Below are 21,463 nucleotides of genomic sequence, written 5' to 3' on the forward strand. Positions count from 1 at the left end.
GATGTCGTCAAAGCCGGTTCATATTGCCCAGGTTTCCGACCTGCATATCAAGCCGCCGGGATCGCTTGCCTATGGCAGGGTCGATACCGCCAAGGCGCTCGAGCGTTGTATCGCCACACTGAATGAATTCGATCCTGCACCCGATTTTGTGGTGATCTCCGGCGATCTCGCGGACACGCCGACAGCTGAGGAGTATCAATATCTCAAGCGGCTGCTGGCGCCACTCAAACCTCGGTTTGCCGGTATTCCCGGCAATCACGATTCGCGCGAGCTGATGCGTGCCGCGTTTCCTTCCGCTTCCTATGCCTTCGTGTCGGGGCCGCTCAATCAGAAGATCGAAGTCGCCGGGCTCGATCTGCTGTTGCTGGATTCAAGCGTGCATCGAAAGCCGCATGGCGAACTCGACGGGTCCACACTGCAGTGGCTCGACGGGATGCTGGCTTCGTCGTCCGACAGGCCGGCGCTCTTGTTTCTGCATCATCCGCCGTTCAAGGCAGGCATTTGGCACATGGACCGCCAAAATCTCCTCAACGCGGGCGATCTCGCGCCCATCGTGCGCCGTCATCCCCGCGTGCAGCTGATCGCAACGGGGCATGTCCATCGCGCGGCATTGACCATGTTTGCGGGCGTGCCGACCACGATCTGCCCGGCCCCGAATCATGCCGTCGATCTCGATCTGGCCGAACTGCGCGAACCTTCCTTCAAGGTCGAGCCGCCCGCCTTTCACCTCCATAGCTGGTTTCCAGGCGAGGGGCTCGGCACTGTCGTGACCCATCAGGTGCCGATAGGCGAGTTCGATGGGCCACATCCATTCTTCGGAGCGGATGGAAAGCTGCTATAGGGCTCGTTAAGCCTCCTTCATCCCGAACAACCTCGCCGCATTCCCGCCTAGGATCGCGATCTTCTGTTTGTCCGAAAGCGTCGTGGTCGCGAAGACATGGTCGACTGGGTGCTGCTCCCAGGGGATCGGGTGGTCGGTGCCCAGCAACACCTGGCTGGCGCCGACCTGCGCCACCAGATGGCGCAGGCCTTCCGGCGTGAACACCATGGCGTCGAAATAGAGCTGGTTGAGATATTCGGACGGCTTTTTCTTCAGCGTGATGTTCGGATTGCAGTTTTGCGGTGACACGAAGCATGCATGGTCGCCGCGCGCGGCGTAGGAGCCGAGATAGCCGCCGCCATGCGCGGCAATGATCTTGAGCCCGGGGAAGCGATCGAGCGTTCCCTCGAAGATCAGGTGATGCAGGGCGATCGTGGTGTCGAGCGGATTGCCGATGGTGTTCGACAGCCAGCCATTGCCCTTGAAACGCTTGGCGAGTTCCGGCGTGCTCTGCGGATGGATGAACAACACCGCGCCGAGTTCTTCCGCCTTGGCCCAGACGGGATGGAATTTCGGATCGGAAAAATCCTCACCCAGCACGCTGCCGCCGATCGCGGCCCCGCGAAGGCCCTGTTTCTTGACCGCCGTTTCGAGTTGCTGCGCCGCGAGATCGGGATACTGCAGTGTCAGGGAAGCGAAGGCGGCAAACCGCTCGGGCCGCGCCGCGCAAAGCTCTGCCAGTTTCTCGTTCTGAACTTTGACGATCTGAGCCGCGGTGTCTCGATCCTTGCCGTACCAGAACGGATTGATCGACAGCACCTCCATATCGATTGCCATCGCATCCATTTCCTTCAGGCGCTGTTCGATGGCAATGAAATGCTCGGGCACGCCCTTGACTGGTGGCAGAACCTTGTCGGCCCCGTCCCCCATCAGGTTAATGGCTTCACGGAAATAGCAATGTGCGTGAACATCCACCGTCGCGACGCGCTTGCCGTTGACTTTGACCGGCAGGCGAGGGGCCTTCGGTTGGGCGTGGGCCGCATCCAGCAGACCACAACTGCAAAAGGCTATTCCGCTCGCGGCCGCGCCTCTCAAGAAGTTCCGTCGGGTGGTCATTGGTCGCCTCCCTTTATAGTTCGAATCGCGCTTCCTCAGGCCGGTCGATTGACGTGCCGGCTCATTCGTTTTACCGGCGACCACATTGCCAAGTTGGACGCGGAAGGGCAATCATTCTCGGAAAGATTGCGACCTACAGGGAGAAACTTCAAATGCGCCTGCTTTATTCGCTGATCCCGGCGCTCGCGCTGTTCTCAAGCCACCCTGCGATCGCGCAGGGGAGCTATCCGGATCGGCCCATCAAGATGATCGTGCCCCTGGCTGCGGCAAGTGCGGTCGATGTCGCCGCGCGGATCGTCACCCAGAAGATGGCCGACAACATGGGTCAGCAATTCGTGATCCTGAACCAGCCGGGCGCGTCGGGGCTGATCGGGGCCGAGGCCGTCGCCCGCGCCGAGCCGGACGGCTACACGATTGGTGGCTTCAACGACAGCATCATGACCATGGTGCCGAACCTGCAGTCCAAGATGCGCTGGGACATCCTGAAGGACTTCGAGCCGGTGTCGCTGGTTGCGACGGTGGAATGGGGGCTGATTGCCAACAATCAGGCCAGCTTCAAGAGCGCGGCCGACCTGATCGCAGCCGCGAAGGCAGCGCCCGGCAAGATCGACTATGGCTCAGGCGGGCCGGGAAGCCCGCAGCATCTGGCGATGGCGATGTTCGCGTCGGCGGCCGGCATATCGCTGACGCATGTGCCCTACAAGGGAGCCACTCAAGCCGCAACCGACGTCGCCGCCGGCCAGATTCCCGTCGGCTTCCAGGGTCTGGGCACTGTTGCAGCGCTGGTGCGCGGCGGCCAACTCAAGCTGATCGGGGTGACCACCGAGAAGAGATTGCCGCAATTTCCTGACGTGCCGACCGTCTCGGAATCCGGCCTGCCTGGCTTCTTCTTCAACTCATGGTTTGCAATTCTAGCCCCTGCCGGCACCCCGAAGGACATCATTGCGCGTTTGAATGCCGAGGCGCTGAGGGCAGTCGGCGATCCCGAAGTGCGCCGCAAACTTGAAGAGCTGGGCTTCGCGGTGCGCGGCAGTTCGGCGGAGGAGTTGCGCACCATGACGCGCGATCAGCTCGCCAAGTATGAGCGCGTGATCAGGGAAACCGGAATCGCCAAGGAATAACCGCCGGATGGCGCCACAGACGCCTGCGGCCTGTCTCCAGTCAGTAGCAGGCGTAATGGGGGCCGCCGCGGCCAACGTAGTACTCGGCGCCCATCGCACAGGGACCGGCGCCCCACGCGTAAGCTCCGCGAATCTGGTTACGCTGCTGGTAGTCGCCGGTATATGGGACTGTTAGCTGCTTTGTTCTGGCAGTTCGCGTTCGGATAGAACTGCGCACAGTAGCCCGGATTGTAGACAACCTCCTGCGCGGAGGCCGGCGTTGCGACCGCGACGTAAAGACCGAATGACGTCCAATCTTCCCAGCCCGAAATCCAACGCATCCCGACAGACGGATAATTCTTGCAAACCGGGACAGGCTGTGAGCGCGATATAACGTCCGTTCGTCGGAGTCTTGTGGAGATGATTTCCGCCGATCGGACGGCATTGCCACCGCCGACGGTTGCGTGACGATGTTAGCGCCCTCGAGCCTGTCAGGCGTTGGCGTCTCCATCGGCGTTCACGGCTGGCGGCGGCTATTTTTGCGGCAATCGGACTCGGAGTGACGTTTTCGGGAAGATCGATCGCAGGTCTCTTACCCACGCCGAAGGAGTTGTTCTTGCGGCATCCGGATATTTCCACGTGACGGACTTGGTTTACGGCTTTATGGCCCCCGTTTGTGATACTGTTTCCGGCTATCAGGAATCGGGACGGGCCACGGCTCCGTCAACCTGTTGAGGGTTGCTACCGTATTGGCCGGCGGATGCATGCTGTAGCGGCAAGCGCCTCGGCTGGATTGGGTGTACTATTTGTCGCAGGTTCCACGGTTATTGGAGCGTTAACGCTGAGCATTGTTTTCGCCTTCCGGCCGCCAAATCGACGCGTTTTGATGCTTTCCGGTTGAAAAGTTCACCGGCGTTGATTACGGAAGGGCTGCATCCCCCGCAGCTTTCTCTGGAGTTTGACTAACGTGCCTCAACAAAGGACGGGTGAAGCTCACGGGTTCTCGAGCAGCAAACTGTCGGTCTTGCGCAAGCACCCGATTTTTGCCGACCTCGAGCCGGAGGCGTTCGAGCAGCTCTGCCGTTACGCCAAACACTCCACGCTGAAGCGGGGGACCACGCTGTTTTCCAAAGGCGACCCCGGCCACAGCCTGTACGCGGTCATTTCGGGTACGGTAAAGATGAGCATTTCCTCGCCGGATGGCCGCAACGCGATCCTGAACATCGTTGGGCCTGGGGAAATTTTTGGCGAGATCGCGCTGCTCGACGGACAAGACCGCTCGACCGACGCCATCGCAAACAGCAATTGCGAACTCTTCGTCATCGACCGGCGCGAATTCATCCCCTTTGTGAAGGCTCAACCAGCATTGGCAATGAAATTCATCGAATTGCTCTGCGATCGGTTGCGATCGACCAGCGATCAGGTCGAGCAGATTATCCTGCAGAATCTGCCAGGACGGCTGGCCAGTGCGCTGCTTCGCCTGTCCGAAAAGCACAACTCTGCCGCGCAGGGCCGGACCATCGCGATCACGCAGCAGGAGATCAGCGAGATGGTCGGCATGACCCGGGAGAGCATCAACAAGCAGTTGCGTGCCTGGGCAGGCCGCGATTGGGTGCGTCTCGAGCACGGTGCCATTGTTGTGCTGAATGCCGAGATGCTTCGTGAGACTGCAGAAGCAGGGTCCGGGCACGACGGCGAATAAGTATCTCACTGCCGCGACCGCGGGCCGGACTGGCGGCGTTCACACAAACCGGTGAATGACGCGAGCGTGTGAAGCAATTCACACAAGCCCTATCTGTATGGCACTAAGCAATTCCCCGGATGGGACATCCGTAACTGAAGGCGTCCGTGCAGGGTCCGTTAGACAAGCAGCCCCGAGACAGCCACGGCGTCTATCGGAATTGGACCATCAAGCTATTTGCGATGCCGATCCTCGTCTTGGTCGCGCTGATTGGATTTGCGGTCACCCACCCCCAGATATCCAGATGGATATCGGATGCCGTTGAGGCCGAATTTGTCGGGCCGTACCTCGCTCCGGCCAAGCCCGCCGGTGATGTCCGGACTGCCAAGGTTCATTGACCCGCGGGATTGGCGCCACGCTCGATTGTGAATTCCACGTCAATCAGCCCACGCGAGTGATTGAGGTCCGATTGCGACATCAGCAAGGTCAGGTCCTTGCCCTTGAGGGATGCAAGCACCTCCGACAGCCGTTCCGACAGCGCTGGCGCGATGCCTTCGAACGGCTCGTCGAGCAGCAGGCATTTGGTGCCAATGGCAAGCGCCCGGCCGAGCGCGACCAGCTTTTGCTGCCCGCCGCTCAGCAATAGCGCCTTGCGCTGGCGCATCTCGGTGAGTTCGCCGATCACCTCATAGACGAATTCGAGCCGGGCCTTGCGGTCGAGATGTTCTGCTACCCACAACGGCAACATGATGTTTTCCTCGACCGTCAACTGAGGCACCAGGCAGCGGTCTTCCGGCATATAGCCGATTCCGAGTGCCGCGCGCGCATGGCGGGGACGGGACGACAGGTCTTTGCCTTCGAACCGCACCATGCCCCTGGCCGGCGTGAGGTGCCCCATGATCGAACGCATCAGCGTCGTCTTGCCCGCGCCGTTGCGGCCCACCAGACTGACCATGGCGCCTTTCGCGACGTGCATGGTAAAGCCGCGCAATGCCGGCATCGACTGGATCTCGACGACGAGATTGTCGATTGCGAGCAAGGGCGCCACGTCGCTCATCGCGCGCCCCCGGTGACGTAGCGGCGCACTTCCTGATTATTCAGGACCTCGGCGGGCACCCCGTCGGCCAGAATCCGACCCTGATAGAACGCGACCACGCGATCGGCATAGCGGCTGACGATTTCCATGTCGTGCTCGACGAATACGACGGTTGCTGCGTCGGGCGCGACGGCGTGGATCACGCGGTCCATGGTCGTGAATTTTTCTTCCGCCGATACGCCGGAGGTTGGCTCATCCAGCAGCAGTAGTTTCGGACGACGCACCAGTGCCATGGCGATGTCGATCAATTTGCGCACGCCACCCGCAAGCTCCGAGATCGGGCGATCGGCCAGATCGGCAAGGCCAAAGCGTTCCAGCAACTCGACCGCGTTGTCGCGGCGGCCTTGGGCCTCCGCAGGCGCCCGGAGTGACATTCGTGTGCCGATGCCGGAAATCGCCACAGTGAGATTTTCGGCGGCGGTGAGCTCGACAAACAGTTGCGGAATCTGAAAGGAGCGGGAGATGCCAAGCCGGGCGACGCTTCGTGGCGAACATCTGCCGATGTCAATTCCGTCGAGCAGGATCGTCCCGTTGTCGGGTTTCAGATAGCCGGTGACCATATTGACGAAGGTGGTTTTGCCTGCGCCGTTGGCGCCGATCAGGCTGATCTTCTGACCGGCCGGAATATCGAGGGTAAGCGCATCGGCCGCAACCACCGCGCCAAAGCGCTTCTCGAGCTGGCGCACCGAAAGAGCCGGGTTCACGGTGCGGCTCCCCGTTCGGCGGTGAGGGGGGCCGTCGCCGGGATGTGCTGCTTATGCCGGTCCCTGATCCAGAGCGAACCGATGCCACGCGGCAGAAACAGAATGACGCCCAGGAGGAAGACGCCGAGCACGAGCTGCCAGGTGTTGGGCAAATAGAGATTCGAAAACGAACGGACCAGCTCCAGCGCCATCGAGGCGACGAAGACGGCGGCCACGCTCTGGTTACCGGCAAGCACCGCCACGAAGACGAATTCGCCCGACGTGGTCCAGTATGCGAATTGCGGATCGATATGCCGCTGCGCCATCAGGGCAAAGGCGCCGCTGGCGCCGGCGAAGATCGCGGCGATCAGGAAGTTGATCGATATGATCCGGTTGGCCGAGAGGCCGAGATACTCCACTCGCAGATTGTTTTCGCGCACCGCCAGGCTGGCAAGGCCAAATTCGGACCGGAACAGGATGGTCGTGGCGATGCCGGCAAATCCGGTCACGATGACCGAGACGGCATACAGCATGAAGTCGGCTTCGCGCGGATCGGTGAAGCTCATGCCAAACAGGCTCGGCCGCCCGACATTGAAGCCGTCGGAGCCGCCAAGCGCGGTCGATTTCACCAGCGCGCCGTAAAACACCATCGATAGCGCCAAGGTCAGCATGCCAAAGAAAATCCCGCTGTAGCGCGCGATCAACGGCCCGATGACCAGGCCGAGCAGGCCGCCGCAAGCCGCGCCGACGATCACCTGCGCTACCGCGTCGGTGAGGCCCCAGGCGTTGGCGATCAGCGCCACGCCATAACCGCCGGCGGCAAAGAACAGGCCTTGGCCGAACGAGACGTTGCCGGTGCGCGCCAGCACGACGATGCCAAGGGCGATCAGCGCGTTGGAGGCGGCAATCGTCGCCAGCGACAAGGTCCAGGTCGGCAGCACGCGGCCGAACAGCGTCACGCCGGCGACAAGGGCGATCATGACCAGGGGATGCAGGTCCTTCCTCATCAGATCCGCCTTGCCGTCTCGCGCTTGAACAGACCCTCGGGGCGAAACATCAGCACTGCCGCCATGATCAAATAGATCACGAACAGTTCGGCTTGCGGCATGAGATGCACCGAAGCCGCGCGCGCCAGCCCAACCAGAATCGCGCCGACGGCCGCGCCCTCGACGCTGCCCAGCCCTCCGATCACGACGATGGCGAAGCTCAGGATGATGACGTCCGAGCTGAGGCCCGGCTGCATCGATATTTTCGGCGCGGTCAGGGCACCGGCGAGGGCTGCGAGCAGGACGCCGAACGCGAAAGCGATCGCATAGACGCGGTTGACCCGCACGCCCATGCTGACGCTCATTTCCTCATTGTGTATCACGGCGAGCACGATCTTTCCGATCACGGTGCGGTTGAGGCCGAACCAGATCGCAAAGCCGATCGCGGCCGAAATCGGGATCAGCACCAGATCGTAGCCGACGTAATAGAGCCCGGCGAATTCGACATTGCCGAACAGCTCATATGGCTGCGTCGCATAGATCGGATTGACGCCCCAGATCAGCTTGGTGACGTCTTCAAGGATCAGAAACACGGCATAGGTCACCAGCAGCAGTACCACTTCGTCGCGGCCGTAAAACATTTTCAGGAGGCCGCGTTCCAGCACAAGTCCGACGGCGGAGGCGATCAGCGCCACCGAGAGCAGCATGGCGACGAAACCAACACTTGGGGGGAGGCCGCGCGCGGCGACCATGGTCACCGCGGTTGCCGCGATATAGGCGCCGAGGGCGTAGAAGCTGCCATGGGCGATGTTGAGGATCTTCAATACGCCGAATACCAGCGTTAGCCCAAGGGCGACGATGAACAGCCACGAGGCCTGAATCAGGCCATCGAGAATGATCGTCAGAAAGAAATTCATGGCGGTGGCGTCACGCGGGTTGTCGGTGGGCAGAAAAAGGCGGCGCGGAGCTTAATCACGCGCCGCCTCGTGTACTCATTGGATGCCAATGCGGCCTAATTGCACTTGGCGCCCTGCATGCCGCCCTTGATCCAGTCGATCGCCTTTACGCCCGGGGGCGGGTTGACGCATTCGGCGGCGAAGTACTGGATATCGACCAGATCGACCCGCTTGAGATCCGGATTGTATTTGGTGCGGCTGAAGGCGATCGGCTGGATCGCTTGATGGCCGTCGGCGAGCTTCATCTGAATGAGTCCGCCGGGCGACGGCCACTCGAGACCGGTCATTGCCGCGACCATTTCATCGGTCGAAGGCTTCTTTCCGCCGTTCTTGCTCATGGCTTTTTCGACCGCGGCTTTCAATCCAAGAATCGCCTGCGTCATGCGATAGGAGGCCTGGACCGGATAGACGCCGTTGGCGGCCTCGTATCCCTTGAACAGCCAATCGTTCAGCGGCGATTTCTGCGACATCAGGCCGTAGGCGCCGCGCGCGCCGATAATGGTGCCGTCGGGCATCTTGTCGCCGAGCGGCGGCAGCACATGGTCGGCGGCGCTGAACACGAGCTGGCTACGCTTCGGCAGCCCGCGGGGGGCCGACTGCAGGACGAAAGCCTGCAAATCGCCGCCCCATAGGCTGGAATAGACCACGTCGGAGCCGGCCCCCACCAGCGCAGAAATTTCGGTGCCGTATTGCCCAGCGCCGAACTTGGGCAGCAGATCCGTCTGAACCTTGACGCCGGGATAGAGCTGTTCGGCTGCAGCGACGAAGTCGGCCCGGCTGTCCTGGCCCCAGGCGTAATCCTGGTTGATTGCCGAAAGCGTCGTCATCTTGATGTTCTTGGCCTTCATGTACCTGATGAGGCCGACATTATCCATCGTGGCATGGGCGGCAGTGCGGAACACGTAGTTGTATTTGCTGTCTTCGAAAATGCGCGGCGTTCCGCAATCCATCAGCACCAGCATCTTCTTCAGCTCTTCGGCGATCGGCGCGACGGCAAGGCAGTCGCCAGAGCCGATATAGCCGAGCACGACGTCGACATTGTCGCGCTGGTAGAGGTTACGCAGCTCCTGCACCTGCTTGGTGGCGCCGCCGTTTTCGTCGATGATGACAGGCTCGATCTTCATACCGCCGAAGCCGACCTTCTCGTAAGGCGAGGGGGCCGCCCCCTTGTTCAACTGATCGATGACGAACTGCGCGCCGTTACGGGCGGGAACACCAAAACTATCCGCCGCCGGCCCGGAGAGGAACGTCACGATGCCGAGTTTGAAAGTTTCCTGTGCAGATGCCGGGGCCGCCAGCGTCAACGACGCCGCGGCGACGGATGCGAGTATGACAGCGCAATTGATCCGCCGAGAACGGTCCATGATCTCCTCCCTGGTGTCGGCGGTTGTTCCCGCCCGATTATCCGCGCCGTTTAGCCAGCGTCGGCCCTCATTGACGGGAGTTTAGGCAAGCTTTGACGGCGCGTCTATACGCGCCAAGAAGGGAGTGGGGGCGGACGGCCTGTTACCGTTCTTTGACGATGCTCACATATCGAACACTGCAACCGCGCGGATCGGCGACGCCGTCCCGCCGCGCCACTTCATCGGCAGGCCGATGAAGGTGAACTGGCCGCGACCAAGCAGGGTTTCGAGATTGCACAGGCTCTCGATATGGGTGATGTCGAGGTCGAGACAGGCCTTGTGGACGAGGGCATTCACCTTGCCCTCGGGTCCCGGCCGCATCGAATCGATGCCGAAATGCACGATGCCCTGCTGCGCCAGCCATTCGGTGGCGGCGACGTTCACGCCGGAATTGTCGCTCGAATATTCCTTGCGGGGGAATGTTCGCTCGTGGTGACCGGTGCAGAGCAGCACGGTGCCGCCTCTCGGCACCGGCGCGCCGGCCTTCGTCACCGCCACCTCGAGATCGGCAGGCGTAATCTCGGCGCGCGGCGCAATGTGGCGGAGATCAATGCAGATGCCCGGCACGATGCACTTTTCCAGCGGATACTCATCGATGGATATGCCGCTCTTGCCGAAATGCCTGGGCGCGTCGATGTGGGTGCCGGCGTGGTCCACCATGGAGATGAACATCGACGCCAGCCCGTGCACATTCCCGGACTCAGCAAAGGATTCTTCGTGGGTCTTCCAGACGCCGTGCATGACGGGCGGGTGGCCGGGATAGCTCGGCGTGCGGTGATAGAGCTCGCGGCTGAGGTCGACGATCTTCACGGAAAAATCTCCTCTGCCCGCGAACTGCGGCGCCTGTTCTAGAACCCGAACGCCCTCGGCAGCGCCAGCGACAGCCAAGGCACGTAGGTCACGATCATCAGCACCGTAAACATCACATAATAGAATGGCCAGATGCCGCGCATCACTTCATCGACCGAAACCTTGCCGATGGCGCAGCCGACGAATAGCGTCGTCCCCACCGGCGGCGTCAGCAGGCCGATGCCGAGATTGAGCAGCATGACGATGCCGAAATGCACGGGGTCGATGCCAAAACTCTTCACGACGGGCAGCAGGATTGGCGTGCAGATCAGCAACAAGGGCGCGAGGTCGAGCGCCGTTCCCAGCACCAGCAGCATGATGTTCAACCACATCAGCAGCACATATTTATTGCTCGATATAGCGACGAAGAACTCGGTCATCTTCGCCGGCATCTGCATCAGGGCGGCGACATAACCGAAGCATGACGCGGTGGCCACCAGCGTCAGCACCATCGCCACAGTCTGCAGCGTCTTGTAGACCAGTAGCGGCAGTTCGGACCATTTGTAGTCGCGATAGATGAACATCGTGACGAAGAACGCCCAGACACAGGCGACCGCACCGGCCTCGATCGGCGTGAAGACGCCAGTGAGGATGCCGCCCAGTACGATCACCAGCGTCACGATCCCCCATACGGCGTCACCAAGCATCCTGATAGCCTGTCGGATCGGCACGGGCTCGCCCTTGGGATGCTTGTCGCGATAGGCGTAGAACAGGCAGAGCAGCATCAGCGAGAAGCCCAGCAGCAATCCTGGAATCACGCCGGCCAGGAAAAGGCTGGTGATCGAAACCACGCCGCCGGTGGCCAGCGAATAGATCACTGAATTGTGGCTCGGCGGAATGATGATGGCCTGCAGCGAGGCGCTGATGGTTACGTTGGTCGCGAATACCCGTGGATACGCCCTTCGCCGCCATCTGGGGGATCATCACCGAGCCGATCGCGGAAGTATCGGCGACCGACGATCCCGAGATGCCGCTCATGATCGTGGTCGCGAGAATGTTGACCTGCGAGAGGCCGCCCCGCATCCGCGTGAATCCGACGACGACGGCCGCAAAGTCGACCAGCCGCTTGGCCATGCCGCCCTCGGCCATGATGGCGCCCGCCAGCACGAAGAACGGGATGGTCAGCATCGAGACCTTGCCCACGCCGCTGGCGAATTGCTGCATGACCGCGCCGACCGGCAGGTCGATCCAGAGCGCGCCCACGAGCGACGACAACGCCAGCGCGTAGGCTATCGGCATGCCGATCGCGAAGAAGAAACACATGCTGAGGAGGAGAACGGCGATATCCATGGGAATTACTCGACCGGTACGTGGGCGTCAGCACCGTCACGCGGCGGTGGCCCGATGGTAAGGCGTTCGACGACGAAAAGGAGCATCATGGCGCCGCTGACCACGATCGGTAGATATGTGATGCCGACCGACAGCCATGGGAATTCATCCACCGAATTGCCCCAGGTGGTGTGAACGAGCCGCAGCCCCCACACCACCATGAAGATCGCAATCACACCCATCAATATTTCGCTCAGGAACAGCGAGGCGCGGCGCAACAGCGGTGGCAGCAAATCGGTACCAACGGTCATATTCATATGAATGCGCTGTCGGTAACAGTTGGCTGAGCCGATGAAGGTGATGCCGACGGTCAGCAACACTGCCATCGGTTCCGGCCATGACGAAGCGCTGTTCAGGATATACCGGGTATAAACTGCCCACGGAATGACCGCGGAAACCAGGACGAGCGCCACGCACGCGACAATGGCGCCCGTCCAATAGACCACATCGACCACACGCCGGAAAACGCCGGCTCCAGAATCGGACATTTTGACCTCGGAAAGTAACGGCGCTTCGAATCGATCCTGCGGGCAGAGAGCAGCCGGAACGCACATCCGGCCACTCAAAGACCGCAAGCCCAGCCTAGTTGACCGCCTCGATGCGCTTGACCATGGCGGCATACTTGGCGCCGTACTTGTCCCAGACCGGCTTGACCGCATCCTGGAACGGCTTCTTGTCGATGTCGGTGATGATCTCGGTGCCGGCGGCCTTCATTTTCTCGATGGCAGCATTCTCCGCTTCATACCAGAGCACGCGCTGCTCGGCTTGCGTCTCCTTTGAAAGTTTCTTGATCAGCGCCTGATCTTCCGGCGACAGCTTTTGCCAGGAGATGCGCGAGAACACCAAAAGCTCCGGAATGATCAGGTGCTCGGTCATCGTGAAATACTTGGCTACCTGATAATGGTTCTGCGCCATGAACGATGGCGGATTGTTCTCCGCGCCGTCGACCACGCCTGTTTGCATCGAGCTGAAGACCTGATCAAAGCCCAACGCGACGCCGTTGCCACCCAGCGCGTTCATGGTGTCGACGAAGAGCGGATTGCCCATCATGCGGACCTTGAGGCCCTTGAGGTCGGCAATGGTCCGGACCGGCCGCTTGTTGTTGTAGACGTTGCGCGAGCCGGCATTCATCCAGCACAGCGCGATCAGGCCGGTCTTTTCGTTCGCGGAAATCTTCGCCAGCAATTCGTCGCCGATCTCGCCGTCGATCACCTTCTCCATATGCTTGGAGTTACGGAAGACAAACGGCATGTTGAAGACGTTAACGTCGTCCACGACGGGGCCGACGGCGCCGACCGAAATACGGGCGATTTGCAGCGCGCCGAGCTGGGCCTGCTCGATCATTTCCTTTTCGCCGCCGAGCTGCATCGACGGGAACATCTGGATCGTCAGCCGGCCATTGGTCGCCGCTTCCAGTTTCTTGCCCATCCGGACGACGGCTTCGACCGTCGGATAGCCGAGCGGATGAACGTCCGATGCCTTCAGCACCATTTTCGTTTGAGCAAATGCGGATGAAAGCGGCGTCGTGGCCGCCATCGTGGCCCCGAGCCCTGCGCTCAACTTGATGAAGTCGCGGCGTTTCATGGTGTTCCTCCTGATGTTGTTTATCGTTTTATGGACTTTTCGAACTCTAGGGTCGCTCGTCGAAGTACTCCGGATTGATATGTTGAGTGACCGAGATGTTCTCGAGCAGGCTTTCGAGGTGGATTTCCATCGCCCGCCTTGCGCCCTCTGCGTCATGCGCCTCGATCGCTGTCAGCACCGCCTCGTGTTCGACGATCACCTTTGCGATCCGGCCGCGCTGGGGCAGGGTCAGCCGGCGGTAGCGATCGACGTGGACCTTCACCTGCTGGATATATTTCCAGATTCCGGGATAGCCTGCGACATCGGCGACTGTAGCATGAAACATTTCGTCGGCCTGATGGAACGTGTCGCTGTCTCCGGCGGCGCTGGCCTCGCGCTGGCGTTCCAGGATCGACTGCAGCGCCAGTATCTGGCTCGACGTCGCGCGTTCCGCGGCGAGCCGCGCGGTGGTTTCCTCCAGCGCCTTGCGGATGATGATGGCCTCCGGCAGCGCTGCGACCGGAATGCGCGAGACGAAGATGCCGGACTGGGGATAGATTTCGAGCAGGCCTTCATCCGATAATTTGAGGATGGCCTCGCGCACGGGGGTGCGGCTTACCCCGTAGGAGAGCGCGATCTGCGTCTCCGAGATGGCTTCGCCGGGCCGGCGCTGCAGCGACACCAGTTCGACCCGAAGATCGGAATAGATCCTGGACGCTGCGGTTGCCGCGCGCGGTCTGCCGCTGCGGCGGGTGCCGGCGGCCATTCGGCGAACCGAAGGATCTGTCTTTTTCGATGCACGAGCGGGCATGGCTGTTTTCTCAATTGATATATTAGTATATGAATTGGTTTTGACAACCGAAAATCGAGCCGCGCGGTGGTTTTGGCTGTGTGCCCGGACGGCTCGTCGAATAATTGAAGCTCTACGTTGGAGCCTGGTCCTGGCCGCTGACGAAGCCGGCGCGCTTTCGCTGTTGATGTTGTTCGGCACCGATCAACAGGTTGATCAGTTCCTGCGCTTGTCGCGAGTGGGCGGCGGCGCTCGTGATGCCCGCCGTGTACATCGTTGCAAGTTCGCAGCCCGGCGGCAGTGATCCGGACAAGATCACGCCTTTGGTGCTGATGATCTCGGTCGATTGCGTGCACCCGATCGGGCGCCGCGCCTCGGACGCCGCCAGTTCGCGCATCGCCGTAGCGCCATTCGGGAAGATCCTGAGCCGGCTGGCAATCTCGTCGGCGATACCGAGCCGATCAAGGACATTTGCAACGTGAATTCCGGCGGTCGACGCTTTGGTGTCCGGTACGAAGATCGCGTCCGACGCCAGCAAGGCCTCGCGCAAATCAGCGGCATCCCTGACGACGGCTTGGGGATCGCCGGTGCGAACGGCGAGGGCGGTCTCGACCAGGCCGACATCGGCGATCGACGTGGCGACCACCAGCTTCTCCTCCGCCAGTTTGGCGACAAGCGTCGCGGTCAAGACGATGATGTCTGCCGGCGTACCCTTGCGCAATTTGTCAGCCATGACACCGACCGCACCAAACTCGCCTGCAATCTCGAAGCCGGTTTGGGCCTTGAAGGCTGCTGCAAGGCTTCCGACCAGGCCATGCGCCGCACCGCCGCTCAGGATGTTCACGCTGCTCATGAGGTCAATTCCATTGCGGCAATGATCCTGGCGCGCGTGATCGGCAGATCGCGCACCCGCACGCCAAGCGCGTCGAACACGGCGTTGGCGATGGCTGATGTAACCGGACCATGGGCAGCCTCGCCGGCGCCGACCGGGTCGATTTCAGGTCGCTGGATCACCTCAACCTCGACCTCCGGAACCTCACTGAAGCGCAGGATCGGATATTCCGTCCAGCTCGTACTGGTGATGCGTTGCCGATCGAAGCGGACGCGTTCCTTCAGCACCCAGCTCGTGGCTTGAATGGCGCCGCCCTCGATCTGGTTGATGACGCCGTCGGGATTGATCGCTTCGCCGACATCGACCGCCAGCGTCAATTTCCTGACACTGATCTCCTCGGCGCCCTCGATCTCGGCGATAACAGCGCAATAGGCCCCGGTGTTTTTGTAGCGGCCAAAGCCCACGCCATAACCGATGCCTGGCTGCTTCCCGGGCTTCCACCTGGCGCGAGCGGCAACGGCGCGGATGACGTCTTTTGCCCGCTCATCCCGCAAGTGGCGCAGCCGGAACGCGACCGGATCCTCGCCGCGCTCGGCAGCGATTTCATCGAGGATGGATTCAATCGCAAACACATTGCCCTGGCCACCAAGCGTCCGCAGCGCCGAAGTGCGGATCGGCATGGTGGTCAGGCGATGGCTCTCGATACGCCAGGATGGAAAATCATAAAGTGGGATCGAGTTGCGATCGCCACCGCCGCCATTGGCTTGCGGCGGATTGGTCGAGATCATGCGCGGGAACGGATTCGCCAGTTCGAACCCCGCCAGCAATGCGGGCTGTGCCGCGCGTCCCGGCCGCGCCGCATGGCCGTTGCTCCAGATCGAGTGCCGCCAATCGATGATTTCACCTTGCGTATCGAGATCCACTTCAATCTCGATCGCCATCGCCGCTCCAAACGGCGCATCCGACATCTCGCCTTGTCGCGACCACTGCACCCGTACCGGCCGTCCGCCGGCTTCCTTGGCGAGCAGCACGGCATCGAGCGCAACGTCGTCGGCAGCGTTATGTCCGTAGCAGCCGGCGCCTTCCATATGCTCAACTGTGATGTTCTCGGCCGGCAGTTTGAGAACCAGCGCCAGATCGGTGCGCAGAAGATAGACGCCCTGGCTGTGGGTCCAGACATGGACGCGGTCGCCGTCCCACTGCGCCATGGCGCAGGATGGAGCGATCGACGCGTGCGCAATGTAGGGGCGGGTATATTGCCGCCGGATGGTCCGCGCCGTTTCGCCTGGCGACGCGGCCGTTTTCTTGTCGATGACCGTCGATTCCGTCGGCTGTGCTTTCAGGAATGAAGCCAGATCGTTTTCGTCGGGCAGCAGCTCGCCCTCTGACCAGGACGCGCCTTTGCGCAAGGCTTGAATGGCCAGCTCCGCGCCATGCTCGGTCTCGCTGACGACACCGGCAAAACTGCCGTTGCTTGCGATCGCGACGAGACCAGGCACTGCGCGGGCGCAATCCTCCTTCAATTCCACAAGCTTCGCGCGCGCGTTGTCCGGCCGCAGCACGCGGCCATGCAGCATTCCCGCCAACGCCTGATCGTGGATGAATCGCGGCCGGCCCAAAACCTTGTCCGGAATGTCGATCCGCTGAATTGAATTCCCGGCCAGCGCCCGCCGCGATGCGATCTTTGGCGTTACGCCCGGCGTAGCGTCACGATCGAGCGACACTTCTTCGGCAAGTTCCCAATAGCTGGTTCTGACATTGCCCGGTCCTGAAATGGTGCCATCCTCGATGTCGAGCGCATCGATATCGACCCCCAGCCGTTCCGCGGCCTGCTGAAGAAAGATCCGGCGAACTTCCGCGCAGGCATGACGCAGCGCGCGGCCCGACTGCTGGATGGAGAGGCTGCCCGACGTAACGCCCTCATTGGGGCTGGCGGCCGTCGACGCGCGGATCATCTGCACGCGAGACAGATCGACATCGAGCTCGTCCGCGGCGATCTGCGCCAGCGCCGTCACGATGCCTTGCCCGATCTCCACCTTGCCGGGCGAGATCGCTACCTGTCCGGTGCTGGAGAATTTCAGCCAAGACGACAGTTGCGGGTTCGCCGCTAGGCTTACCGGCAGTGCGGGCGGGGAGGGAGCGGGGGCCGGCTGGTTCATCCTGCCGCCATTTCTTCCGCCGCGCGCAGCACCGCGCGCACCATTCGATTATGCGAACCGCAGCGGCACAGGTTGCGGTCGAGCGCTTCCTTCACCTCCCGGCTTGTCGGCGACGGATTTCGCTTCAACAACGCGGCCGCGCTCATCAGGATGCCGGAGACGCAATAGCCGCATTGCAGCGCCTGCTCGGCGATGAAGGCGCGCTGCAGCGGATGCGGGCGCTCGCCCGTTCCCAGCCCTTCGACCGTCGTGACATCCTTGTCCGCCACCGACCACAGCGGCGTATCGCAGGCGGATACCGCGCGGTCGCCGACGATCACGTTGCAGGCGCCACACTCGCCGGCGCCGCAGCCGAAATGCGGTCCGGTCATGCCCAGCTGCCCGCGCAGAATATCCAGCAATGACCGGTCGGGATCGGCGTCTATTTCCGTCTCGGCGCCGTTAAGGCGAAATCGAACGCTCGGCATCGAGGGCGAACCTTCTCGCAGGCTTCTTATTGCGGCGGCTTGTCGAATTTCTTGACCACTTCCGCCCACTTCACAATATCGCCGCGCAGGAATTTGTCGAATTCCTCAGGGGTCATCGACATCGGAACCGCGCCCTGCTGGGTCCATAGCTTGACGATATCGGGCCGTTTCACCACCGCGTTCACCGCCGCATTGAGCTTGTCGATGATCGGCTTTGGCGTGCCCGCAGGTGCCATCAGGCCGAGCCAGATGGTGGCCTCATAGCCGGGAACGCCAGCCTCGATCACGGTTGGCGCATTGGGCAGCACCGTTGAGCGCGTCTTGCCGGTCGTCGCCAGCGCGCGCACCTGATTTTCGGCGACATTGGGGGCCATCGCCGGGACCGCGTCGATCATCATCTGCACCTGGCCGCCGATCACGCCGCTGCGCGCCTCGCCGCTGTTGCGGTAGGGCACGTGCAGGACGTCGATGCCGGCCATGGCTTTGAACAGCTCGCCCGCCATGTGGTACGGCGTGCCCTGGCCAGACGACGCATAGTTCAATTTCCCGGGTTGCGATTTGGCAAGCGCGATGAATTCCTGCAGCGTCTTCGCCTGCACGGAGGGATGAACCACGATGACGAGGTCGGAATAGTTGATCGGCGCGATCGGCGCGAGATCGCGCATCAGCTCGTATTTGCGCTGCGGAACCAGCGATTCATTCGCAGTCTGGGTGTTCGACATCATCAGCACCGTATAGCCGTCGGGCGGCGACTTGGCGGCCTCCTGCGTGCCGATCACGCCGCCGGCCCCGGTACGGTTTTCGATCACGAAGGGTTGGCCAAAACTCTCCTGCAGGATGTTGCCGATCTGGCGGGCGGTAACGTCGGCAGGTCCGCCGGCGCCAAAGGGAACAATCACCTTCACGGGGCGTGACGGATAGTCCTGCGCCTGCGCGGGCGAATCGAGGGGTATTGCAAGCAGCGTTATGGCAAACGCCAGCGCAATCCTTGGGCCCGTCATTTCACCCCCCCACACTCTTGTTTTGTTCCTTACGGCAAGCTTAGCTGCAATGCGAATGAGCTGTCGACGAAAGACTGGCAGCGCGTCGTAGGAATAAAAGATAGCTTGCGGGGTACCGGACCCAGCAAGAACAAGCCCAAATCCAAGAACAAACAAGATCCGAGAACAGATCGATGGACACGCTCATGAGAAATTCGCTTTCGCGACGCAACCTCCTCAAGGGCGCCGGCGCCGCTTTCGCAGGCGCAGCATTTTCCACGCGCGTGATGGCTGCAGCGCCGCCGCCCGAAGCGGTAACGCCGGCGTTGATCGAGGCGGCGAAGAAGGAAGGCAAGGTCATCTATTACACCTCGACCGATTTGCCGGTCGCGGAGAAGCTGGCCAAGGCGTTCGAGGCGAAATATCCGGGCATCGCCGTGCGGGTCGAACGCACCGGTGCCGAGCGCGTGTTCCAGCGAATCGGGCAGGAATATTCAAGCAACATCCATGCCGTCGACGTGGTGAATTCGTCCGATGCCGCGCATTTCATCGTCTGGAAGCGCGACGGCATTCTGGCGCCTTACGTGCCGGAGGAGGTCGCAAAATTCTATCCGGCCGAGCACAGGGATACGGACGGCCAGTTTGCGAGTTTTCGCGTCTGGCTCAGCATCATCGCCTACAACACCAATCTGGTGAAAGCAGAGGACGCGCCGAAGAGTTTTGCGGATTTGCTCGATCCGAAATGGAAGGGCAAGATCGTCAAGGCGCATCCGGGCTACAGCGGCACCATCATGACGGCGACCTACCAGATGCAGCGCGATCTCGGCTGGAGCTTCTTCGAACAGCTCGCCAAGCAGAACATCATGCAGGTGCAGTCATCGGCCGATCCACCGAAGAAGCTCGATCTCGGCGAGCGCGCGGTGATGGCCGACGGCAACGAATACAACATCTTCCAGATGAAGGAGGCGGGCCGTCCGGTCGAGCCGATTTACGCCACGGAAGGGTCGCCGCTGATCATCGGACCGAACGGCGTCTTCAAGGACGCGCCAAATCCGAACGCGGCAAGGCTGTTCCAGTCGTTCAGTCTCAGCCGGGAGGCCCAGCAGCTCATCATCGATCTCGGCGGCCTCCGCTCGGTGCATTCCCAGACAGTCGAGAAGGCAGGGCGCAAGCCGCTCAAGGACATCAAGACCATGAAGGATGACGCCGCGGCGGTAGAGAAGGAAGGCGAGGCCATCAAGGCGCGCTACACAAAAATCTTTCGCGTTTGACCGATATGACCGCCGGACTGCCTGAGACCTCGGTTGCGGAAACGCTGGCCGAAAAGATCGTCGCACTGCAAGCCGGCGCCTTGCCGGCTGCAACCGCGCGCAAATGCGAGGACCTGCTGATCGATGTGGTCGGGCTATGCGTCACCGCGCGTAACGAGGACTACATCAGAAGCGCGCTGGCGGGCTGCGACGATGACGGCCCATGCACGGCGATCGGGCATCGGCGCACACTGAATGCTGCGGGCGCCGCCTTCGTCAACGGAACGGCCGCGCATGGCGAGGATTTCGACGACACTTTTGAGGGCGGCCCGGTGCATGCAGGCGCCGTGATCGTGCCGGCGGTGCTCGCCGCCTGCGAGCGGCATAATCCGGATGGCCGCATGGCGCTGATCGGGATCGCGGTCGGCACCGAAGTGCTCTGTCGCTTGAGTCTCGTGGTGCCGAAGGCCGTTCACAAGGCCGGCTTCCATCCGACCGCGATCTTCGGCGCGATGGGCGCGGCCGCCGGCGTCGGTGCCGCGCTTGGCCTCACCGCCAGGCAGATCGTCGATGCGCTCGGCGTCGCCGGCAGCATGGCCGGCGGCATCATCGAATATCTCGCAGAGGGCGCCTGGACCAAACGGCTGCATGCCGGATGGGCGGCGCAATCGGGTATCCGCGCCGCGCTCCTGGCGCGGGGAGGGTTCGTTGGCCCGCGCACCGTGTTCGAGGGCGTGCACGGGCTGTTCCACGGCTTCGCGCACACCACGGAGGGTGATTACGCCGCGCTGACCGGCGATTTCGGTACGCGCTGGGTGACGGACACGCTGGCGTTCAAGCCTTATCCATGCGGGACCATGGCGCAGCCCTATATCGATTGCGCACGCCGGCTGGCCGCGCGCGGCATCCAACCGGAGGACGTCGCGGAGATCGCCTGCGAGGTGGCGGAGGGGACGGTGCACCGGCTGTGGGAGCCGCTCGCCGACAAGCAACGTCCGCGCAACGGCTATGCTGCCAAGTTCGCAACACCATACCTGTTGGCCTCAGGCTTCGTGCATGGTGGCGTCGGGCTTGGCGCGTTCACAGACAACGCGATCCGTGATGGGCAAGTGCTTGCGCTTGCTGCCAAAGTGAAATTCGTGATCGACCCGGACAATCCCTATCCGAACAACTATACCGGCCACATCCGCGCTACGCTCCGGGACGGTAGCGTGGTTGAAGAGCGGCAGCCATACTTGCGCGGCGGTGCGCGGGAGCCGCTGACGCGGCAGGATGTGACCGACAAGTTTCTGCTCAACGCTGACCACGGCGGCTGGAGCGCTGTGCAAAGCGATACGGCGATGAAACTGATGACGGGGCTGTATAATGGCCGCATCGATCTTTCCTCATTGCGCGGGTAGCGA

Annotated in this window: 21 protein-coding genes and 1 pseudogene; 6 read left to right on the forward strand and 16 right to left on the reverse strand. The window is 61.9% G+C overall.

From position 1 onward, the window contains the following. The first annotated feature begins 1 nt into the window (after position 1). On the forward strand, positions 2 to 841 hold the full coding sequence (locus V1283_RS04005) for a phosphodiesterase (protein ID WP_334385145.1): 840 nt from the start codon (positions 2 to 4) through the stop codon (positions 839 to 841). A 6-nt stretch (positions 842 to 847) separates the two neighbouring features. Here the strand turns inward: V1283_RS04005 and V1283_RS04010 are convergent, their stop codons facing one another. Beyond that, positions 848 to 1,936 carry an amidohydrolase family protein gene (locus tag V1283_RS04010; protein WP_334385147.1) on the reverse strand — a complete coding sequence of 363 codons (1,089 nt, stop codon included), beginning with the start codon at positions 1,934 to 1,936 and terminating at the stop codon, positions 848 to 850. Positions 1,937 to 2,088: 152 nt separating this feature from the next. Between V1283_RS04010 and V1283_RS04015 the strand changes: the two genes are divergently transcribed. The 3 genes from V1283_RS04015 (at position 2,089) to V1283_RS04025 (ending at position 5,115) form a co-directional block, all read left to right on the forward strand. Then, positions 2,089 to 3,057 (forward strand): Bug family tripartite tricarboxylate transporter substrate binding protein, encoded by a 969-nt coding sequence (locus V1283_RS04015; RefSeq protein WP_334385148.1) that lies wholly within the window; start codon positions 2,089 to 2,091, stop codon positions 3,055 to 3,057. A gap of 946 nt (positions 3,058 to 4,003) precedes the next feature. After that, positions 4,004 to 4,738: a Crp/Fnr family transcriptional regulator gene (locus V1283_RS04020; protein WP_334385149.1), complete on the forward strand. Its 735-nt coding sequence runs from the start codon at positions 4,004 to 4,006 to the stop codon at positions 4,736 to 4,738. Positions 4,739 to 4,884: 146 nt separating this feature from the next. Then, positions 4,885 to 5,115, forward strand: a complete 231-nt coding sequence (locus V1283_RS04025) for a hypothetical protein (protein ID WP_334385150.1) — start codon at positions 4,885 to 4,887, stop codon at positions 5,113 to 5,115. Here V1283_RS04025 and V1283_RS04030 read toward each other — a convergent pair. The 15 genes and pseudogenes from V1283_RS04030 to V1283_RS04100 form a co-directional block, all read right to left on the reverse strand. Next, positions 5,109 to 5,774, reverse strand: a complete 666-nt coding sequence (locus V1283_RS04030) for an ATP-binding cassette domain-containing protein (protein ID WP_334385151.1) — start codon at positions 5,772 to 5,774, stop codon at positions 5,109 to 5,111. The genes V1283_RS04025 and V1283_RS04030 overlap by 7 nt on opposite strands. Beyond that, positions 5,771 to 6,517 carry an ABC transporter ATP-binding protein gene (locus tag V1283_RS04035; RefSeq protein ID WP_334385152.1) on the reverse strand — a complete coding sequence of 249 codons (747 nt, stop codon included), beginning with the start codon at positions 6,515 to 6,517 and terminating at the stop codon, positions 5,771 to 5,773. The genes V1283_RS04030 and V1283_RS04035 overlap by 4 nt, the downstream gene beginning before the upstream one ends. Further along, positions 6,514 to 7,503, reverse strand: coding sequence for a branched-chain amino acid ABC transporter permease (locus V1283_RS04040; RefSeq protein ID WP_334385153.1), 990 nt, complete (start codon positions 7,501 to 7,503; stop codon positions 6,514 to 6,516). Before V1283_RS04040 ends, V1283_RS04035 begins: the two co-directional genes overlap by 4 nt. Beyond that, entirely contained in the window at positions 7,503 to 8,399 is an 897-nt protein-coding gene (locus V1283_RS04045) for a branched-chain amino acid ABC transporter permease (RefSeq protein WP_334385154.1), read from the reverse strand. The genes V1283_RS04040 and V1283_RS04045 overlap by 1 nt, the downstream gene beginning before the upstream one ends. Positions 8,400 to 8,494: 95 nt before the next feature. Then, the gene (locus V1283_RS04050) at positions 8,495 to 9,802 is read right to left on the reverse strand and encodes an ABC transporter substrate-binding protein (protein WP_334385155.1); all 1,308 of its coding nucleotides are present in this window, start codon (positions 9,800 to 9,802) and stop codon (positions 8,495 to 8,497) included. 162 nt (positions 9,803 to 9,964) lie between these two features. Further along, positions 9,965 to 10,651: a cyclase family protein gene (locus tag V1283_RS04055; protein WP_334385156.1), complete on the reverse strand. Its 687-nt coding sequence runs from the start codon at positions 10,649 to 10,651 to the stop codon at positions 9,965 to 9,967. Between the two features lie 38 nt (positions 10,652 to 10,689). Further along, the gene (locus V1283_RS04060) at positions 10,690 to 11,556 is read right to left on the reverse strand and encodes a TRAP transporter large permease (protein WP_334392948.1); all 867 of its coding nucleotides are present in this window, start codon (positions 11,554 to 11,556) and stop codon (positions 10,690 to 10,692) included. Between the two features lie 88 nt (positions 11,557 to 11,644). Further along, positions 11,645 to 11,980 (reverse strand): annotated as a pseudogene (locus V1283_RS04065) (TRAP transporter large permease subunit); the annotation flags it as partial. A 5-nt stretch (positions 11,981 to 11,985) separates the two neighbouring features. Next, on the reverse strand, positions 11,986 to 12,573 hold the full coding sequence (locus V1283_RS04070) for a TRAP transporter small permease (RefSeq protein WP_334385157.1): 588 nt from the start codon (positions 12,571 to 12,573) through the stop codon (positions 11,986 to 11,988). A 28-nt stretch (positions 12,574 to 12,601) separates the two neighbouring features. Next, positions 12,602 to 13,603: a TRAP transporter substrate-binding protein gene (locus V1283_RS04075; protein WP_334385158.1), complete on the reverse strand. Its 1,002-nt coding sequence runs from the start codon at positions 13,601 to 13,603 to the stop codon at positions 12,602 to 12,604. Positions 13,604 to 13,649: 46 nt separating this feature from the next. Continuing rightward, positions 13,650 to 14,393 carry a GntR family transcriptional regulator gene (locus tag V1283_RS04080; protein ID WP_334385159.1) on the reverse strand — a complete coding sequence of 248 codons (744 nt, stop codon included), beginning with the start codon at positions 14,391 to 14,393 and terminating at the stop codon, positions 13,650 to 13,652. 112 nt (positions 14,394 to 14,505) lie between these two features. Continuing rightward, positions 14,506 to 15,225, reverse strand: a complete 720-nt coding sequence (locus V1283_RS04085) for a molybdate ABC transporter substrate-binding protein (protein WP_334385160.1) — start codon at positions 15,223 to 15,225, stop codon at positions 14,506 to 14,508. Then, positions 15,222 to 17,363, reverse strand: a complete 2,142-nt coding sequence (locus V1283_RS04090) for a xanthine dehydrogenase family protein molybdopterin-binding subunit (RefSeq protein WP_334385161.1) — start codon at positions 17,361 to 17,363, stop codon at positions 15,222 to 15,224. The genes V1283_RS04085 and V1283_RS04090 overlap by 4 nt, the downstream gene beginning before the upstream one ends. After that, positions 17,360 to 17,830 carry a (2Fe-2S)-binding protein gene (locus V1283_RS04095; protein ID WP_334385163.1) on the reverse strand — a complete coding sequence of 157 codons (471 nt, stop codon included), beginning with the start codon at positions 17,828 to 17,830 and terminating at the stop codon, positions 17,360 to 17,362. Before V1283_RS04095 ends, V1283_RS04090 begins: the two co-directional genes overlap by 4 nt. Before the next feature lie 26 nt (positions 17,831 to 17,856). Continuing rightward, positions 17,857 to 18,831, reverse strand: a complete 975-nt coding sequence (locus V1283_RS04100; RefSeq protein WP_334385164.1) for a Bug family tripartite tricarboxylate transporter substrate binding protein — start codon at positions 18,829 to 18,831, stop codon at positions 17,857 to 17,859. A gap of 185 nt (positions 18,832 to 19,016) precedes the next feature. Here V1283_RS04100 and V1283_RS04105 point away from each other — a divergent pair, with 185 nt between their 5' ends. Next, positions 19,017 to 20,081: an ABC transporter substrate-binding protein gene (locus V1283_RS04105; RefSeq protein WP_334385165.1), complete on the forward strand. Its 1,065-nt coding sequence runs from the start codon at positions 19,017 to 19,019 to the stop codon at positions 20,079 to 20,081. A gap of 5 nt (positions 20,082 to 20,086) precedes the next feature. After that, positions 20,087 to 21,460 (forward strand): MmgE/PrpD family protein, encoded by a 1,374-nt coding sequence (locus V1283_RS04110; RefSeq protein WP_334385166.1) that lies wholly within the window; start codon positions 20,087 to 20,089, stop codon positions 21,458 to 21,460. The last annotated feature ends 3 nt before the right edge of the window (positions 21,461 to 21,463 follow it).

This window comes from Bradyrhizobium sp. AZCC 2262, assembly GCF_036924535.1.
Lineage (GTDB): Bacteria > Pseudomonadota > Alphaproteobacteria > Rhizobiales > Xanthobacteraceae > Bradyrhizobium.

Excerpts from the sequence above, each read along its gene's own strand:
- V1283_RS04030 (WP_334385151.1), bottom strand. The coding sequence starts at position 5,774 with ATGAGCGACGTGGCGCCCTTGCTCGCAATCGACAATCTCGTCGTCGAG.
- V1283_RS04005 (WP_334385145.1), top strand. The coding sequence starts at position 2 with ATGTCGTCAAAGCCGGTTCATATTGCCCAGGTTTCCGACCTGCATATC.
- V1283_RS04010 (WP_334385147.1), bottom strand. The coding sequence starts at position 1,936 with ATGACCACCCGACGGAACTTCTTGAGAGGCGCGGCCGCGAGCGGAATA.
- V1283_RS04090 (WP_334385161.1), bottom strand. The coding sequence starts at position 17,363 with ATGAACCAGCCGGCCCCCGCTCCCTCCCCGCCCGCACTGCCGGTAAGC.
- V1283_RS04110 (WP_334385166.1), top strand. The coding sequence starts at position 20,087 with ATGACCGCCGGACTGCCTGAGACCTCGGTTGCGGAAACGCTGGCCGAA.
- V1283_RS04085 (WP_334385160.1), bottom strand. The coding sequence starts at position 15,225 with ATGAGCAGCGTGAACATCCTGAGCGGCGGTGCGGCGCATGGCCTGGTC.
- V1283_RS04100 (WP_334385164.1), bottom strand. The coding sequence starts at position 18,831 with ATGACGGGCCCAAGGATTGCGCTGGCGTTTGCCATAACGCTGCTTGCA.
- V1283_RS04105 (WP_334385165.1), top strand. The coding sequence starts at position 19,017 with ATGAGAAATTCGCTTTCGCGACGCAACCTCCTCAAGGGCGCCGGCGCC.
- V1283_RS04095 (WP_334385163.1), bottom strand. The coding sequence starts at position 17,830 with ATGCCGAGCGTTCGATTTCGCCTTAACGGCGCCGAGACGGAAATAGAC.
- V1283_RS04040 (WP_334385153.1), bottom strand. The coding sequence starts at position 7,503 with ATGAGGAAGGACCTGCATCCCCTGGTCATGATCGCCCTTGTCGCCGGC.
- V1283_RS04015 (WP_334385148.1), top strand. The coding sequence starts at position 2,089 with ATGCGCCTGCTTTATTCGCTGATCCCGGCGCTCGCGCTGTTCTCAAGC.
- V1283_RS04050 (WP_334385155.1), bottom strand. The coding sequence starts at position 9,802 with ATGGACCGTTCTCGGCGGATCAATTGCGCTGTCATACTCGCATCCGTC.
- V1283_RS04080 (WP_334385159.1), bottom strand. The coding sequence starts at position 14,393 with ATGCCCGCTCGTGCATCGAAAAAGACAGATCCTTCGGTTCGCCGAATG.
- V1283_RS04075 (WP_334385158.1), bottom strand. The coding sequence starts at position 13,603 with ATGAAACGCCGCGACTTCATCAAGTTGAGCGCAGGGCTCGGGGCCACG.
- V1283_RS04045 (WP_334385154.1), bottom strand. The coding sequence starts at position 8,399 with ATGAATTTCTTTCTGACGATCATTCTCGATGGCCTGATTCAGGCCTCG.
- V1283_RS04070 (WP_334385157.1), bottom strand. The coding sequence starts at position 12,573 with ATGTGCGTTCCGGCTGCTCTCTGCCCGCAGGATCGATTCGAAGCGCCG.